General features: G+C 57.2%; 14 protein-coding genes. 7 read left to right on the forward strand and 7 right to left on the reverse strand.

Features of this window, described 5'->3' with window-relative positions:
- The first annotated feature begins 29 nt into the window (after positions 1-29).
- The 6 genes from DFP98_RS30890 (at position 30) to DFP98_RS30915 (ending at position 6,373) form a co-directional block, all read left to right on the forward strand.
- On the forward strand, positions 30-1,547 hold the full coding sequence (locus tag DFP98_RS30890; RefSeq protein ID WP_116064488.1) for a methyl-accepting chemotaxis protein: 1,518 nt from the start codon (positions 30-32) through the stop codon (positions 1,545-1,547).
- Positions 1,548-1,692: 145 nt separating this feature from the next.
- Positions 1,693-2,259 carry an RNA polymerase sigma factor gene (locus DFP98_RS30895; protein ID WP_342772522.1) on the forward strand — a complete coding sequence of 189 codons (567 nt, stop codon included), beginning with the start codon at positions 1,693-1,695 and terminating at the stop codon, positions 2,257-2,259.
- The gene (locus tag DFP98_RS30900) at positions 2,249-3,436 is read left to right on the forward strand and encodes a hypothetical protein (protein WP_116064489.1); all 1,188 of its coding nucleotides are present in this window, start codon (positions 2,249-2,251) and stop codon (positions 3,434-3,436) included. Before DFP98_RS30895 ends, DFP98_RS30900 begins: the two co-directional genes overlap by 11 nt.
- 137 nt (positions 3,437-3,573) lie before the next feature.
- On the forward strand, positions 3,574-4,446 hold the full coding sequence (locus tag DFP98_RS30905) for a 3-hydroxyacyl-CoA dehydrogenase family protein (protein ID WP_116064490.1): 873 nt from the start codon (positions 3,574-3,576) through the stop codon (positions 4,444-4,446).
- On the forward strand, positions 4,443-5,675 hold the full coding sequence (locus DFP98_RS30910; protein ID WP_116064491.1) for an acetate kinase: 1,233 nt from the start codon (positions 4,443-4,445) through the stop codon (positions 5,673-5,675). The genes DFP98_RS30905 and DFP98_RS30910 overlap by 4 nt, the downstream gene beginning before the upstream one ends.
- On the forward strand, positions 5,672-6,373 hold the full coding sequence (locus DFP98_RS30915) for a DnaD domain-containing protein (protein WP_116064492.1): 702 nt from the start codon (positions 5,672-5,674) through the stop codon (positions 6,371-6,373). The genes DFP98_RS30910 and DFP98_RS30915 overlap by 4 nt, the downstream gene beginning before the upstream one ends.
- Positions 6,374-6,802: 429 nt before the next feature.
- On the opposite strand, the gene mtnB is transcribed toward DFP98_RS30915, so the two are convergent.
- From mtnB to DFP98_RS30955, 7 genes are all read right to left on the reverse strand, one after another.
- Entirely contained in the window at positions 6,803-7,456 is a 654-nt protein-coding gene (mtnB, locus tag DFP98_RS30920) for a methylthioribulose 1-phosphate dehydratase (protein WP_116064493.1), read from the reverse strand.
- Entirely contained in the window at positions 7,453-8,145 is a 693-nt protein-coding gene (locus tag DFP98_RS30925) for a 2-hydroxy-3-keto-5-methylthiopentenyl-1-phosphate phosphatase (RefSeq protein WP_116064494.1), read from the reverse strand. The genes mtnB and DFP98_RS30925 overlap by 4 nt, the downstream gene beginning before the upstream one ends.
- Positions 8,142-9,377 carry a 2,3-diketo-5-methylthiopentyl-1-phosphate enolase gene (locus DFP98_RS30930; protein WP_116064495.1) on the reverse strand — a complete coding sequence of 412 codons (1,236 nt, stop codon included), beginning with the start codon at positions 9,375-9,377 and terminating at the stop codon, positions 8,142-8,144. Before DFP98_RS30930 ends, DFP98_RS30925 begins: the two co-directional genes overlap by 4 nt.
- A 27-nt stretch (positions 9,378-9,404) precedes the next feature.
- On the reverse strand, positions 9,405-10,277 hold the full coding sequence (gene proC / locus DFP98_RS30935; protein WP_116064496.1) for a pyrroline-5-carboxylate reductase: 873 nt from the start codon (positions 10,275-10,277) through the stop codon (positions 9,405-9,407).
- A gap of 14 nt (positions 10,278-10,291) precedes the next feature.
- A complete protein-coding gene (locus tag DFP98_RS30940; RefSeq protein ID WP_116064497.1) occupies positions 10,292-11,539 on the reverse strand; it encodes a glutamate-5-semialdehyde dehydrogenase in 1,248 nt (415 codons plus the stop codon).
- On the reverse strand, positions 11,532-12,659 hold the full coding sequence (gene proB / locus DFP98_RS30945; protein ID WP_116064498.1) for a glutamate 5-kinase: 1,128 nt from the start codon (positions 12,657-12,659) through the stop codon (positions 11,532-11,534). The genes DFP98_RS30940 and proB overlap by 8 nt, the downstream gene beginning before the upstream one ends.
- 353 nt (positions 12,660-13,012) lie before the next feature.
- Positions 13,013-14,188, reverse strand: coding sequence for a pyridoxal phosphate-dependent aminotransferase (locus tag DFP98_RS30955; RefSeq protein ID WP_116064527.1), 1,176 nt, complete (start codon positions 14,186-14,188; stop codon positions 13,013-13,015).
- Positions 14,189-14,394: 206 nt separating this feature from the next.
- Between DFP98_RS30955 and DFP98_RS30960 the strand changes: the two genes are divergently transcribed.
- A complete protein-coding gene (locus DFP98_RS30960; RefSeq protein WP_425455565.1) occupies positions 14,395-15,195 on the forward strand; it encodes a carbon-nitrogen family hydrolase in 801 nt (266 codons plus the stop codon).
- Positions 15,196-15,530: the final 335 nt, after the last annotated feature.

The following is a 15,530-nucleotide window of genomic DNA, read 5'->3' on the forward strand; positions in this document are numbered from 1 at the left end:
TGTATCGGTGAAAGGATGAATAATAAGTCATGCAAGATAAAAAAAACGACCTGATGCTGCGATTGTCCGCCGCTGCAGCCGCGCTTGGCGCGGTAGTTTTTGCGATCACGAGACAGTTGGACCCTTTTCGCGATCACGCTGGAGGACATGGCTCCGGTTTCGGAATAACGCCCGCGATTTTTTGGGGGCAGTTGATTTTGGTGCTTGTTCCGTTCGGATTGCTGGCTTTCGCTCTCTATTGCTTTCGGCAAAATCGGGAGCATCCCTACCTGCCTTGGCTTAATACGCTAACGCTTACCTTCTCGAGCATGGCGATTATTAGCGGCAGCGGCGGCGGAGTCGAATTTCATTTCTCCATCTTTATGGTGCTTGCGATGGCGGCTTATTATGAAGATATACGTTTGATGGTTCTAATGACGACGCTATTCGCCGTTCAACATCTCGCCGGCTTCTTTCTCAGTCCCCAGCTTGTGTTCGGAACGGATTCATACCCGTTCCTGATGCTGGTTATTCATGCGCTGTTTCTAATTTTGACGTCCTGTGCGACGTCTCTGCAGATTGTATCCAAGAGAAAGATAACTACGCAGTTGGAGGCGGAGAAGAGAACCAAGGAGGAGCGCCTGTTTCAGCTGATCAACCAGATCGAGAAGCTGTCCGAACAAATTCGCTCGACCTCCGAGACAGTGTCCGACAAATCCGAGATCAACGTTCGTGCGAATGAAACGATGCGCCATTCCTTTGACGAAGTGACGGGCGGGCTGCGGGATCAGCTGATATCGCTCGAGCAAATGGACAGCAATTTGGAGCGGATTAACGGCTCCGTTCAGAGCGCTTTCTTCGCGTTCGAGGAAATGAAGCTTAACGCCGTTGCGACCGAGCAGGCGGTAACTTCGAATTACGAGTCGGTGCTGGCCATTCGCGAGCAGAACGAGAGCGTAGTTGAGGCGGTTACTTCCATTGTGATGTCGATGGACGATCTGCAGCAGGCGGCGGCTCAGGCTCAGAGCATGGTCAATAAAATTCGCGAAGTATCCGATCAGACGAACCTGATCGCTTTGAACGCATCGATCGAAGCGGCAAGAGCGGGAGAGCAAGGCAAAGGCTTCGCCGTTGTGGCTGGCGAAATTCGCAAACTGGCGGATCAAAGCCGCGGCGCCGCGGACGATATTCAGTCGATGATTGCGGCCATTCGGCAAGAAAGCGAGACGAGCGTGGGCCAAGTCGAACGAGGACAGGAAGCGATCCGGCAAACCGCCGTCAACATGGAGACGTTCGCGGCCGAGTTCCAGCAATTGCGGCAGCGCCTGCGCGAGGTACTCGAGTTTATTTTGAATTTGAACCGAATGATGACCGATATTAGGCAGGAGGCAGGGAACGTAAGCGGCGAAATGACTCGCATCTCCGCCGTTATCGAAGAAGAAATGGCGGCCATGGAGTCGCTGAGGGGCATGAGCGGCGAACAGACGGAATCCGCTCGTCAAGTCGATCGGGAAGTTGCGAAGCTTAACGATCTTAGCCTGTCGCTGCGCGAACAATTCAAAGCTTGATCGTATAACCGAAAATGAACGGCGGGAAGAGCTTCCGAGCAGGAGGAGCTTCCCGCCGTTTTCTTTTCCTCAAGAGAAGGAAATTCATCAAAAAATATGTTAGCATTGAACCTGGTGAGCTTATGAATCGTCTAACGGATTAGAGGTGGCAAGATTGGAGTCTGAACGCAATTTCGATTTCCTAAAATATATGGTTGAAAGCGACGATAACAAGGGGTTGCTGAACGAACTGATGACCGCCTACGGCAAGGAGGTTTGGAATTACGCTTACAGCATAACCCGCAAGTGGGATCTCGCCGACGACATTACGCAGGAAGTGTTTATTAAAGTTTTTCGCAATATGCATGCTTTTCGTCGTGACGCCTCTGTCAAAACCTGGTTGCTGACCATTACCCGCAACACTGCGATCGACTTTCAGAGATCGGCTTTTTTCCGCAAGGTGACGCTGTCGGACTTCGTCGAGGATTACGGGCAGCGGCATTCCGTGGAGCAGGACGTCATGGAGAAATCGGCCGTTAGCGACATGTGGGCCATGGTGCTCGAATTGCCCAAGAAGTACAGGGAGGTTATCATACTATACGCTCATCATCAGATGTCCTTGAAGGAGATCGCGCAAATATTGGACGTGACGGAGGGAACCGTCAAATCGCGAATGTTCCACGCCCGTCAGAAGCTAGCCAAAATGAAGGAGGCGAACCGCAATGGACGATAAAGATTTATTCGAACAGCTAAGCAGCGGTCCGTTTTCCCGAAGCGGGTTCGATGAGAATCTGCGGAGGAAAATCAACGATAATTTGGACAACCCGAGGCGGGGGGCGAAGCGGCCTTCCTTCCTCAGATTAAGCGTCATTAGCGCTTCGTTTCTCTTCATTGCGATCGTAATCGGCGCGTTATGGAGCTGGAGAAGCTTTGACGGCGCGGAGAAGAGTCAGGAGCTCGCCGTTCCGACTGGGCAAGCTTCGGCTTCCTCGGCTGTTGAGGATGAGGACGAAACGAACAAGACGCCTCATTCCGCGGTTGTCATCGGGCTGCGCAAGGACGAGGATAACAGGCGAAGCAGCTATCGGACGGTCGTCGTCGCACCCGAGAACGATCGGCTGATAGAGATCGGCAGCGGGAACGGAATTTGGATGCCTTATGGAACAAAGTTCTATCAGATCGAAGCGACGGACGATTCGCTCGGCAAAGGCGATCAGCGGCTGGTCGCTTACTTGGAGGGCAAGAGGTCCAAGCAAAAAGACACGGACGCCGCGCAGCTGAGAAGAACGGAAAAGCTGCTTTATGCGGGAGATAAGTACGTTTCGATTTTGCAGACGACCAACATCGACGTCAAGGGAGCGAAGGTCGAGCAGAGCGAAGTTGTGGTCAATCAGCTTCCGACGCTGGCCAACCGGGCGGCCAATCCCGATGCGTTGACTGCGGGGAACGTTTCGCTGGGCGAGGCGCTCGAAACCCAGGACCCTGTCGCTCAGGTCGAGAGATGGGCAGTCGTCCGGGAAAACAACGCTTGGGTGGCCAAACAGGCGGTCAAAACATCCGGCGTCTACGACGTGGCGCAAATACGTCAATGGCCGTCGGTCGACGTCTCGCTGACGAACACAAAGGTGGTCAAAGACAAGCCGCTTACGATCGACTGGGCCGAGGTGGAGCGCATTGAACCCGATGCGGTCGACGCATATACTTCCAAGGACGGCGACGTCGCTCTTATCGTCTCGGACGACCAACTGAAGCTTGTGGCGCATCGGCTTCCGGAAGCGGAGAGAAGCTCCGTGACAATCGATCTTGCCCCGAATGAATCGATCGTTATGGTACAATGGGCGATTCAGGAGAATTACGTAAATACGTGGAAGCAATGGTTTACCGAATGGTTCTCTGATTCGTCACACTGAATCGGATATGATAAGATGAGAGTACCCGATAAAATGTTCCGAAATGTGAGATTTTTCAATGCGGAACGGGTGCGATCATCTTATTCTTATATATAAGCGAGTAAATAATCGCTGCAACCGGGTGGAGGGACATAAGCATGTTTAGAGTCATTGGCGTTGTAGGAGCAGGCACGATGGGGCAGAGCATTGCCGAGATGCTCGCGGTGAAAGGACTGGACGTCTACCTGGTGGAGAAGACGCCGGAGAAGCTTCAGCAGGCAAGGGAAATGCTGGAGACCAGCTTGGATCGTCAGCTCGAGAGATGGGCGATTACGGCGGCGGAGAAGAAATTGACGCTAAGCCGAATACATATGGAATCCTCCTTGCACGATCTGGCCAAATGCGATCTGGTCATCGAAACGATCAGCGAAGATCTCGACAGCAAAAAAGAAGTGATGCGGCAGATTGACGATATTTTGACTCCGGATGCGATCGTGGCAAGCAATACGTCGACATTGAGCTTAACCGAGCTTGCCGGCGCAAGCCGATATCCGGGGCGCGTCATCGGCATGCATTTCGTTTATCCGGCATTCCGAATCGACGTTGTGGAGATTATTCGCGGTCTGCAAACCTCCGATGAGACGTTCGCCAAGACCAAGTCGTTTGTCGACGATGTTTTATCCAAAAAGGGCGTCATGGTGTACGAGTCGCCGGGTTACGTAACGACAAGGCTGATTTGCCTGCTTATCAACGAGGCGCTGCACGTGCTGGAGGAGGGCGTGGCCTCTCCCGAAGATATCGACGACGCGATGAGCATGGGCTACAGCTTCGAGCACGGACCATTGGAGATGGCGGACAGGTTCGGACTCGATTCGGTGTTGGCCGCTTTGGAACGGATGTTCCGGGAATACGGCGAGCTGAAATATCGGCCTTCATTTTTGCTTAAGAAAAAAGTGCGCGCAGGTCAGCTCGGCATCAAGACGGGAATCGGATTTTTCAAGTACAACAAGGACGGTGATCGGCTGTCATGAACATTCTTGTCATCAACGCGGGAAGCTCCTCGCTCAAATACCAACTGTACGACATGAAGACGGAAACGGCCATAGCGACGGGGCGGGTGGAGCGGATCGGCATGGACTCCTCGATTCTGACGCACGAGGTCGCGCATCAGCCGGAAGTACGGGAAGTGAGCGAAATTCTCGATCATACGACAGCGGTCAAAAAAGTGTTGGACATGCTCACGCACCGGAAGTTCGGCGTGCTGCGGAACATCTCGGACATTCAGGCGGTCGGCCATCGAGTCGTTCACGGCGGCGAATCGTTCAGCGAGTCGGTGCTGGTCGACGCCAAGGTCAAGCTGGAAATTCGTCGGCTGTTCGACCTGGCTCCGCTGCACAATCCGGCGCATATGATGGGCATCGCCGCGGTTGAAGAAAACTTGCCGCACGTGCCGCAGGCAGTCGTGTTCGATACGGCGTTCCATCAGTCGATGCCGCCTACCTCGTATTTGTACGCCATTCCCACCGTGCTGTACCGCAAGCATAAAATTCGCCGCTACGGCTTCCACGGGACGTCGCACGACTATGTTAGCCAACGCGCGGCGGAGTATTTGGGCAAGCCGCTTGAACAGCTTAAGCTGATTACGTGCCATATCGGCAACGGGGCGAGCTGCACCGCGATTTTGCACGGCAAATCGTTCGATACGAGCATGGGCATGACCCCGCTGGAGGGGCTGATGATGGGAACGCGCAGCGGAGACCTTGATCCGGCCGTCGTGCCGTATACGATCAACAAGGAAGAGCTGACGTTGAACGAGGTCAATTCGATGCTGAACAAGCACAGCGGACTGATTGCCATCTCGGGCGTCAGCAGCGACATGCGCGAGATCGTCGAAGCGATGAACGACGGCAACGACAACGCGAAGCTTGCTTTCGATATGTACACTTATCGGATTCGCAAATACATCGGAGCTTACATTGCGGCAATGGATGGAGCGGATGCGATCATTTTCACGGCCGGCGTTGGGGAAAATTCGGACGTACTGCGCAAGGCGGTGTGCGAGCGGCTGACGTTTTTCGGCGTACAGCTTGACGAGGCGAAAAATGCGATCCGTTCCCCGGAGCCTCGTAAAATTACGACCGACGATTCCGCGGTCAGCGTGCTGGTCGTTCCGACCAACGAAGAGCTGCTGATTGCCAGAGATACGTACCGGCTCGTCCTCACCAAGCTGGTCGGCCAAGGGGTTGAGACCGAAGGATGAATGATCGCAGCTCTTTAGCCAAAGGAATGGCAGAGGCTTACATGGACGGAGCCGTCAGCGTTCCGTACGCCTTGCTTCGCACCTACAGAGCGCTTCAACTGAACGATACGGAGACGATGCTGCTTCTGCATCTGATCGCGTACCGCCAGTTGGAGCTGAACGATTTTCCGACGATAGAGCAGCTTCAGGAAAGATTGGGCTGCTCGCCGTCGCTTGTCGGTCAGACGCTGCAGAAGCTGATGAAGCTCGGCTTCGTCTCGATCGACGAAGTGTTCGATCCGGCAAGCGGCGTCCAATCCGAGCGTTACAACCTGTCCGGACTTTACTACGAGATCGGAGCTTTGCTGTCGGCCGGCGAGCTGCCGCTTCGGGGCGGACAAGAGGAAGAGGCCGCTGCGGCCCGCGACAGACAGTCTGCGCGTCCGACACTGGCTCCGGTGGCGGGCAGCCTGTTTACGCTGTTCGAGCAGGAATTCGGCCGCCCGCTGACGCCGATGGAGTTCGAGACGATGAACAGTTGGCTCGACCAGGACCAGTATCCGGAGGAACTGATCCGCTTTGCGCTGAAGGAATCGGTGTTTGCGGGTAAGCTGAGCTTTCGCTATATCGACCGGATTCTTTTCGAATGGAATCGCAATCGTGTCACGAACGTTGAGGAGGCTCGCGACCACGCGCAGAAGTTCCGCTCGGGCCGCTAAATCGAACGTAAAAGAAAATCCGCTTCTCCGACTGCTTGGGGCAGATGTGGAAGCGGATTTTTCTATGGCTGACTAATTCGCGTAGATGAACTCCCTTAAGCAAGGAAATTCGAGTGCTCGATCTTCCCTTAGGGCCTGCGGGACCCTTACGCAAGGAAGTTCGAGCGCTTGATCTTCTCTAAGTGCCTGTGAGACCCTTATGCACGGAAATTTGAGAGATCGATCTTCTCTAAGTGCCTGTGAGACCCTTATGCACGGAAATTCGGCAAATCGATCCACTCTAAGGGCCTGCGAGACTCTTACGGAAGGAAGTTTGAGTGCTTGACAGGGTCTCTGTCTCTTGCATCCCGACGGGCCGTTTCACGAGTGGCCTTATGCTCGTTACAAAGCCATTTGTGCCTCGTTGATACCAGTTGCAAGGGGTCCCTCTTAGGGCTTCCCTCTATTCAGCAGTTCCCAGCGGTACACGTACTCGAATAGAAACTCGAACGCTTCCAGGTGCTTTTTCGCCTCAAAGGCGTCCTTGCCCCAAGCGCAGATGCCGTGTTTGCGGATAAGCAGGCCGGGTACGCGAGGATCTAACCGTTCGGTAATTTCCGGAACGATGCGGGGCACGTCGGCGTAATTGGTGAGAATCGGCACGTCGATTCGCGCGTCCTCCTCCCAGATATTGAACGCCTTGATCAGCTCTACCCCTTGAATCGGCACGGCGCGTCGTTCCCAGAACCATTCGGAGACGATATTGTTGAACACGCTATGGATATGGAAAATGGCGCCGGCGCCCGTCAGTCGGTAAATTTCGCGGTGCAGCGACGTCTCGGCGGAAGGCTTGAGCGCCGTCGCCTCGCACGGCTTGCCGTCCTGGTCGACGAATAGAAAATCCTCCGGCGTCGAGCGCGTCTTGTCTTTGCCGCTGGCCGTGACGGCGAAATAAAAACGCTCGGACGAGTAGGGGCCGATACGCATCGACAGATTGCCGCCCGTGCCTGCAAACCAACCGCGCGAGGCGAACTCCGCTTTCACCTCGGTAAATTCGCCCAGCACGCGGCGTTTGTCTTCGGTCGTAATGTCCGCGAAGCTCATGAGCGCAAGCCCCCTTGCTCCAGATGATGTATGACGTCGTGGAACGTCTCGAACGGCAGGTGAGGAAGACCCAGCTCCTGGCATTTGTCCGTCAGATGGGAGCGTGAGAAAACGAGATCGACGATCTTCGCTCCGGGGAAATCGGTAACGCTGTCTCCGATCAGAATACGATAGTAGCGATCTGCCGGAAAACCGCGGATGACGGCGGTTTTGCACATCCCGCAGCGGCCGCGGTTGTCGCAATGCTCGTCGCAGTCGTGCGGCCACGTAATTCGGATGCGGTCTCCGCTAAAATCGCTGCCGTTGCAGTAAATATGGTCGGCCGGAATGCCGAACGGCTCCAGCAGCGGATGGACGAAAAAGTCGATGCCGCCGCTCGTCACGTAAAACGGCACTTCGTTCGCCTTGCACCAGGCGAGCAGCTCGGCGAAGCCCGGACGAATGCCTGCGTTTGTCAAAATATAGTCTTTGACCTCATGTTGCATGGAAGAGGGGAGCAGTGCGAACATTTCGCCCACACCCTGTTTGACCGACTTGGCGTCGGCAATAATATCCTGTACGATCGCATCCCAACCCGACGGGTTAAAATGCTTCATGACGGCGATAATGTTGTCGTTAAGCGTGATCGTTCCGTCGAAGTCGCAGAACAATACCGGCTGACGCGGGAATCTGGCTGTCGTGCCGTTCAAGATGTGCGTACCCCCCAGCGTTCGATCGCGATGCGCAATTCCTCGTGATTTTCAGCGTATTTTTCCAGTTGGATTTCCGCTTTGGTTGCATCTACCGCCTGACGGAAGGCGCGTCCGCCGGCAGCCGCTCCTCCGGGATGGCCGTGCACGCCTCCGCCGGCGTTAACGACGACCTCCGGCCCAAAATCCCCCATAATGAGCGGGACGAGTCCTGGGTGAATGCCTGCGGACGGAACCGGGAACGACGGCTTCTGCGGCAACTCGGACGTCAGCAGCGCCTCCATCACAGCGAGATTTTCCGCCTTCGGCATGACGACCGAGCCGTAAGGGGAAGGGAAGAGCGACAGATCCGCCCCGGCGATCCGCATCAGCTTGCCGAGCAGAACGGGCGCGGAGATGCCGTAGTGAGGCGACGGATAGAATGCTCCCGCCATGGCGGGATGGGCGGCGATCGGGACGTTGATGTCCGGATCCTTGGCCAGCTCGGCCAGCGCATCGAAGCCGTAGGCGAGCACGTTGAATAAGAGGCCGTTCGCTCCGGCTGCAATCGCGCGCTTGGCGTTCGCCTTCAGCTCGAAGGTCGATCCGGTTAAGTTCGCGAAATAGATCAGCTTCTGTCCGGTCGTCCGCTCCGCTTCGCGGGCGGCGGATACGCACGCTTCCACGCGGCGTTCCAACGGAGTCAACGGATTCTCGAACAATATTTCGTCGTCCTTGATCAAGTCGACGCCGCCCAGCGCCTGCTGGAGGAATTGCTCGCGAAGATTGGCGAGATCGTGGCCGATGACGGATTTGAAAATGCTCATCACGAGCGGACGGTCGCGAACGCCGAGCAAATCCCGCACGCCCTGAATGCCGAATTTCGGCCCGGGGAATGCGCTCAGGAAATCGGCGGACGGCGCAATATCGATCAGCTTGATGCGACCGTCCATCGACAGCTTGCCGAACGCGGTCACCAGAAACGCGGGAATATCCCGGCTGAAGTTAACGTCCGGGTAGGCGATCGTAATGTCGGCATAACGTTCGCCCGGCTGCGCCCCTTCAGGCTCGTGCGCGTCTATAGATACGACTTGGCCGAGATGTTTCTGCATTTGCTCCTTGGCCGCTTCCGGAAGCTCGGTCCAGCTGCCGACGGTCAGGCCGACGGCGATGCCCTGAGCTTTCTTGGCGAAATCGGCCTTGTCGTCATGCAGACGGTAAGTAGCCAAGCTATAGGATTGGGATAGATTCATTCGAGATCAACCTTCTTTCCGTGCAAATCAAAGTTTAGCGGCCTCTTCCCGGATCGAGTCGCCCATCTCGCGGGCTCTTTCCGCGCAGCGGACGATGGCCTGGATCATCGCATCGCGAAACTCGAACCGCTCCAGCGTTTGGATGGCCGCTTCGGTCGTTCCGTTCGGAGACGTCACCTTGCGGCGCAATTGCTCCGGATCTTCGTCAGTGACGAGCACCATCTCGGCCGCTCCCCTAACCGTCTGAACGGTAAGGGCCTTCGCCGCTTCAGGCGTCAGGCCGAGCCTTACGCCGGCGTCGATCATCGCTTCCATTAAGTAGTAGACGTAGGCCGGACCGCTGCCGGATACGCCGTTAACCGCTTCGATCAGCGGCTCTTCGACGACAGCGGTCATGCCGATCGCGCCGAACATCGTCAGCGCCAATTCGCGACGCTCCGCGGAGACGCCTTCGGAGAAGCTGATGCCCGTTGCGCCGAGTCCAATTGTGCTGGACGTATTCGGCATAGTGCGCACGACGGGCTGCTCCCGGCCAAGCAGCTGATGAATCGTGGAGATGGACAGACCGGCGATCAGCGAGACGACGAGCTGGTCCGGACGAAGCAGCGGCTTAAGCGCGCGGATCGCTCCGGCGGCGTCCTTCGGCTTCATACCGAGCACGACGACGTCGGCGGACGTTAGAGCGGCGCTTTTCATGTCGTCCGTATCGGCAGGGACGACGCCGTAGCGGGAGGACAGCTCCCGAAGACGCTCGGCGTTCTGCCGGTTCATGACGGAGATGCTGCCCGGTTTGGCCAGCTTGGGCTCGACCAGCCCGCGCAAAATCGCTTCCGCCATCGAGCCGGCACCGTAAAAGCAAAGTCGAACTCCCCGCAAAGGGGATGAGGTTGAATTCGTCATCTTATTTACAGCTCCTAAGCTCTGATTTGGCCCGTTCCGACGACGCGGTATTTCGTGGAGGTCAAGGCAGGCAATCCCATCGGGCCGCGCGCGTGCAGCTTCTGCGTGCTGATGCCGATCTCCGCCCCGAAACCGAATTCGAATCCGTCGGTAAAGCGGGTGGAGGCGTTGTGGTAGACGGCGGCGGCGTCGACTTCCTGCAGGAAGCGGTCGGCGTTCTCCGCGTTTTCCGTTACGATGCATTCCGAATGCTGTGTGCCGTACTTGCGAATATGGGCGAGCGCCTCGTCTACATCTTTTACAATTTTCAGATTCAAAATGTAGTCGTTGTATTCAGTGGCGAAGTCTTCTTCTGTTGCGAGTTCGATTGTCGGAACGATCTGGCGCGAAGCTTCGCAGCCCTTCAGGGCGACGCCGGATTGGATGAACTTGTCGGCGAGCGCCGCAAGATGCTTGGCCGCGAACGACTCGTGCAGCAGCAACGTCTCCATGGAGTTGCACACCGACGGGCGCTGCACCTTCGCATTCAGGGCAATTGCCGCCAGCATGGCGTAATCGGCGCTCTCGTCCGCATACGTATGGCAGATGCCCGCGCCGGTCTCGATGACGGGAACCGTCGCGTTCTGCACGACATTGCGGATAAGCGACGCTCCGCCGCGCGGGATAATGACGTCCAGCAGCCCGTTCAGCTTCAGCATTTCGTCGACCGATTTGCGGTCGGAGTCCTCGATCAATTGAAGCGCGTCTTCGGGCAGGTCGGAGCGGGACAATGCTTCTCTCATTACCGCGATAATGGCGCGATTGGAGGAAAGCGCGGCGGAGCCGCCGCGAAGCACGACGGCGTTGCCGGTTTTCAGGCACAGAGACGCGGCGTCGACGGTGACGTTCGGGCGCGATTCGTAGATCATGCCGATGACGCCCAGAGGCACGCGGCGCTGCTCGATATGCAGCCCGTTCGGCCGCTCGAATCGGTGCAGCGTTTCGCCGACCGGATCAGGCAGCTCAACGACCTCGCGAACGCCTTGGGCGATGCCTTGCAGCCGCTCCGGGGTCAGCTTCAGCCGGTCGAGCATCGATTCGGACGTGCCCTGTTCCCGGCCGCGGACGATATCTTCCTCATTGGCGGCAAGCAGCCGCTCCTGCGCTGCGATCAGCGCGTCCGCGATCAGCAGCAGCGCCTCGTTCTTCTGCGCGGTTGTCAGATTGTTTAATGCCGTAGTCGTTTCGCGTGCCGCTCTAGCTTTCGTTATCACTTCACTCATTTGCATGCGCCTCCTTTAAGATCGTAGCTGCGACCCATTCGTCGCGATGGATGACTTCGATGCGGGCGACGTCGACGCGCTTGCGCGCCTCGTCGGTGGATAAGCCTGCGACGGCGGTGATCTGCCAAGGGGCATAGTTGGAAATGCCTCTTCCCAGCACGCGACCATCGCTGCCGACGACCTCGACGACTTCGCCGGGATGAAAATCGCCCTCCGCCGCCGTAATGCCTGCGGGAAGCAAGCTGCTTCCCCGGTTGAGCAGCGCGTCTTCGGCTCCGCCGTCGACGATAATTTTTCCTTGCGGATCGGACAGAAACCCGACCCAATGCTTCTTCGCGGACAGCGAGTGGAGGGCAGGCACGAAATAAGTGCCCTTGCCCCGTCCGGCTGCCGCAGCCTGCAGATCGCCGGACTCCGACACCCGTCCGACGAATAGGGGAACGCCGCCGCGCATGGCGATGCGAGCCGCGTCGAGCTTGGATCGCATGCCGCCGGTGCCGACCGACGAGCCGGCTCCTCCCGCCATTTGGTACAGCTCCTCGGTGAGCGTGTCGACGCTCTCGATCCGAACAGCCTCCGGCATTTTGCGAGGATCGCCGGTGTACAGTCCGTCCATGTCGGTCAGAATGTATAAGCCGTCGGCTTTGACCAGATTGGCGACCAGCGCGGAGAGGGAATCGTTCTCTCCGAATTTGATTTCGTCGACGGCGACGGTGTCGTTCTCGTTAATGATTGGAATCGCTTGTTGCTTCAGCAGCTCCTCGATCGTGCGGGTAGCGTTCTGCGCTCGGCCCCGATTGCTGAAATCCGGCCGGGTGAGCAGAATTTGCGCGGCGGCGATTCCGCTTGCGCCCAGCGCCTCCTGATAGGCCTGCATCAGCAGCGCCTGGCCTACGGCAGCGGCGGCCTGCTTCTCATGCACCAGCTTCGGCCTTGTCGCGTATCCCAGACGGCGGAAGCCCGCCGCGATTGCCCCCGAAGTGACGAGCAGCACCTGATGACCTTCCGCGTGCAGCGACGCCAGCTCGTCGGCAAAAAACTTCACCTGATTGCGGTTCAATCCGCCTTGCTCGGAAGTGAGGGAGCTGCTGCCTATTTTGACTACGATACGTTTGCTCATACGTTCAACCCCTTATCCAGCCATAAAAAAAACTCTCGCCCCGTAAAGGACGAAAGCTTAACTTCCGCGATACCACCTTCGTTGACGGCGCCAGAATACAGAGGCATCCGTCCTCTCATGCTCCCGATAACAGCGGGCGCTGTCCGGCTCGTCGCCGTCCGCTCGGGGATGGGGGAGGCGGGGGGCAAGGCAAGTTCTCTCAGCCAAGGAACTTGCTCTCTGCGCGTGCCCGGGTTCGCTTCGTTTCCCGTCATGGCGTTGCTATAATCGCGCCGGTCGCCCCGGCGCTCGAATAACCTAAGAATACCATGCGCTGCAAGGGTTGTAAAGGAATGAGGGCGGGAGGGGCGGGATTAGAACAGCCCGAGCCGTCCGACTCTAGCCGCCACCTCGCGCAGCCGTTCTTCGCTCGTCAACAGTCCGAGCCGGACGTAGCCTTCGCCGCTATCGCCGAATCCGGAGCCGGGAGCGACGACGACGTCCGCCTGTTCAAGCAGCAGATTGGCGAATGACATCGAGGTATGTCCCTTGGCGATCGGCAGCCAGCAGAAGAAAGAGCCTGCAGGCTTCGGAGCTATCCAGCCGATCTCGTCCAACGCCGCGTAAAGAGCGTTGCGCCGGCTTTCGTAAGTCGCCACCAGCTCTCTGACGGATTGCTGCGGACCGGTCAGCGCCTCAGCGGCGGCTTCTTGTATGCCGCCGAACAGGCTGCAGTACATATGGTCCTGGATCAGGTTGATCTGCTCGATGATGGCCGCATTGCCGACGGCAAAGCCGACTCTCCAACCCGCCATATTGTAAGTTTTGGACAGGGTATAAAATTCGACCCCGACTTCTTTGGCCCCCGGCGTTTCCAGAAAGCTGACCGGACGCTGGTCGTCGAAGCCGATTGCGCCGTAGGCGAAATCGCTGGCTACGACGATGCCGTGCTTGCGCGCGAATGCGACGGTTCGCTCGTAAAATTCGGGCGTTGCCGTTGCCGCCGTCGGGTTGTTCGGATAGTTGAGGAACATCAGCTTGGCCCGGTCGAGAGCGCCGGACGGAACCGCATCGTAGTCGGGCAGAAAGCCGTTCTTTTCCTTTAGAGGCATGAAGCACATTTCTCCGCCGGCCAGCGCGACGCCCGACCAGTAATCCGGATAACCCGGATCGGGAACGAGGCACACGTCGCCCGGATCAAGGTAGATTTGGCTGATTTCGACGAGACCGGATTTGCCCCCGAACAGAACGGCGACCTCTGTCTCCGGATGAAGCTCGACGCCGTAATCGGCTTTGTAACGCTCGGCGACGGCCTGCTTCAGGAACGCAAACCCGCGAAAAGGCGGGTATTTGTGGTACAAAGGATTTTCGGAAGCGGTTTTCAGTCGTTCCACGATATTGCGCGGAGTAGGCAAATCGGGATTGCCCTGTCCGAGATTGATGACATCGCTGCCGGTTGCCGCTCGGGCGTTCGCTTTGGCGACCAGTGCGGCGAAAAACTGTTCGGGCAAAGCTTGCATCCGCTTCGCCGGAGTAATCTTAAAACTCATGCTCAATCGTCACGCTCCGTCATGCTTGAAATAGGATAGGTTGAATGTAGCATAATGGAAACGGCTCGGCAACGGATTCGGGCTGTTTTCGAGAAAATAATTCAAATATTACGGGTGGGAATAGTGTGAAATGATCCGAATTTGTTGCCGGAACGGGGAGGATACAGTACGATGAAGGACATAAGTCTATTGTCGAAGTGGAGTGAATAGCGGTGAGTCAATTGCGGATTGCGCTAGTTCAGATGAATATAGAAGCGGGGAATACGGAAGCGAATTTCGCGAAAATGGAGGCGAAGCTGGAAGAAGCCGCTGCGTTTAAGCCGAAACCGGATTTGATCGTGCTGCCGGAAATGTGGAATACGGGCTATGCTTTAACGGAAATCCGCAAGCTGGCGGACCCGGACGGGGAGCGCGCGAAGCGGGTTGTAGCCGACTTCTGTCGACGTCATGGCATCGTCGTGCTGGCGGGATCGATCGCGCAGCTTCGCGGCGACGGAGTCACGAACACGCTCCACGTATTCGACCGAACGGGAGAAGCGATTGCCGAATACAGCAAAATTCACCTGTTCCAGCTAATGAACGAGCATCTGCACCTGGAATCGGGAGACACGGCGGGAGCGTTCGAACTGGAAGGGATTCCGGCAGCGGCGATGATCTGTTACGACATTCGTTTTCCCGAGCTTGCACGCAAGTTGGCGCTTGGCGGGGCGAAGCTGCTGATCGTTCCGGCGGAATGGCCGCATCCGCGGCTGCATCACTGGAGAACGCTGTTGCAAGCGCGAGCGATCGAGAACCAGATGTTCGTCGTCGCTTGCAATACGGTTGGCGAGAGCGGCGGAGCGAGCTTCTTCGGCCACTCGATGGTCATCGATCCGTGGGGCGAAGTGCTTGTCGAAGCAGGCGAAGAGGAGACGATTGTCGTCGCCGACGTCGACTTGGCGCTTGTCGACGAGGTGCGCGGCCGCATTCCGGTATTTTCCGATCGCAGACCGCATTTGTACAATTGAGCTGGCTGGCTCGGGGGATTGTTAGAGGTTCGGGGAACGTGTGGATGGTGCGAGGGACGGTCTGGCAGACCGTTAAAGGTTCGGGAAACGTGTGGATGGTGCGTATAACGGTCTGGCAGACTGTTAGAGGTTCGGGAAACGTATGAATGGTGCGTATAACGGTCTGGCAGACCGTTATAGGCTCGGGAAACGTGTGAATGGTGCGTATAACGGTCTGGCAGATCGTTAAAGGTTCGGAAAACGTGTGGATGGTGCGCATAACGGCCCCACAGGCCGTTATGAGCCCTCGCCGTCGATACTGCCGCTCCCCCGTCGCCGATTGCACAATTGTACAC

Source organism: Cohnella phaseoli, from assembly GCF_003386235.1.
In the GTDB taxonomy this organism is placed as follows: domain Bacteria; phylum Bacillota; class Bacilli; order Paenibacillales; family Paenibacillaceae; genus Cohnella; species Cohnella phaseoli.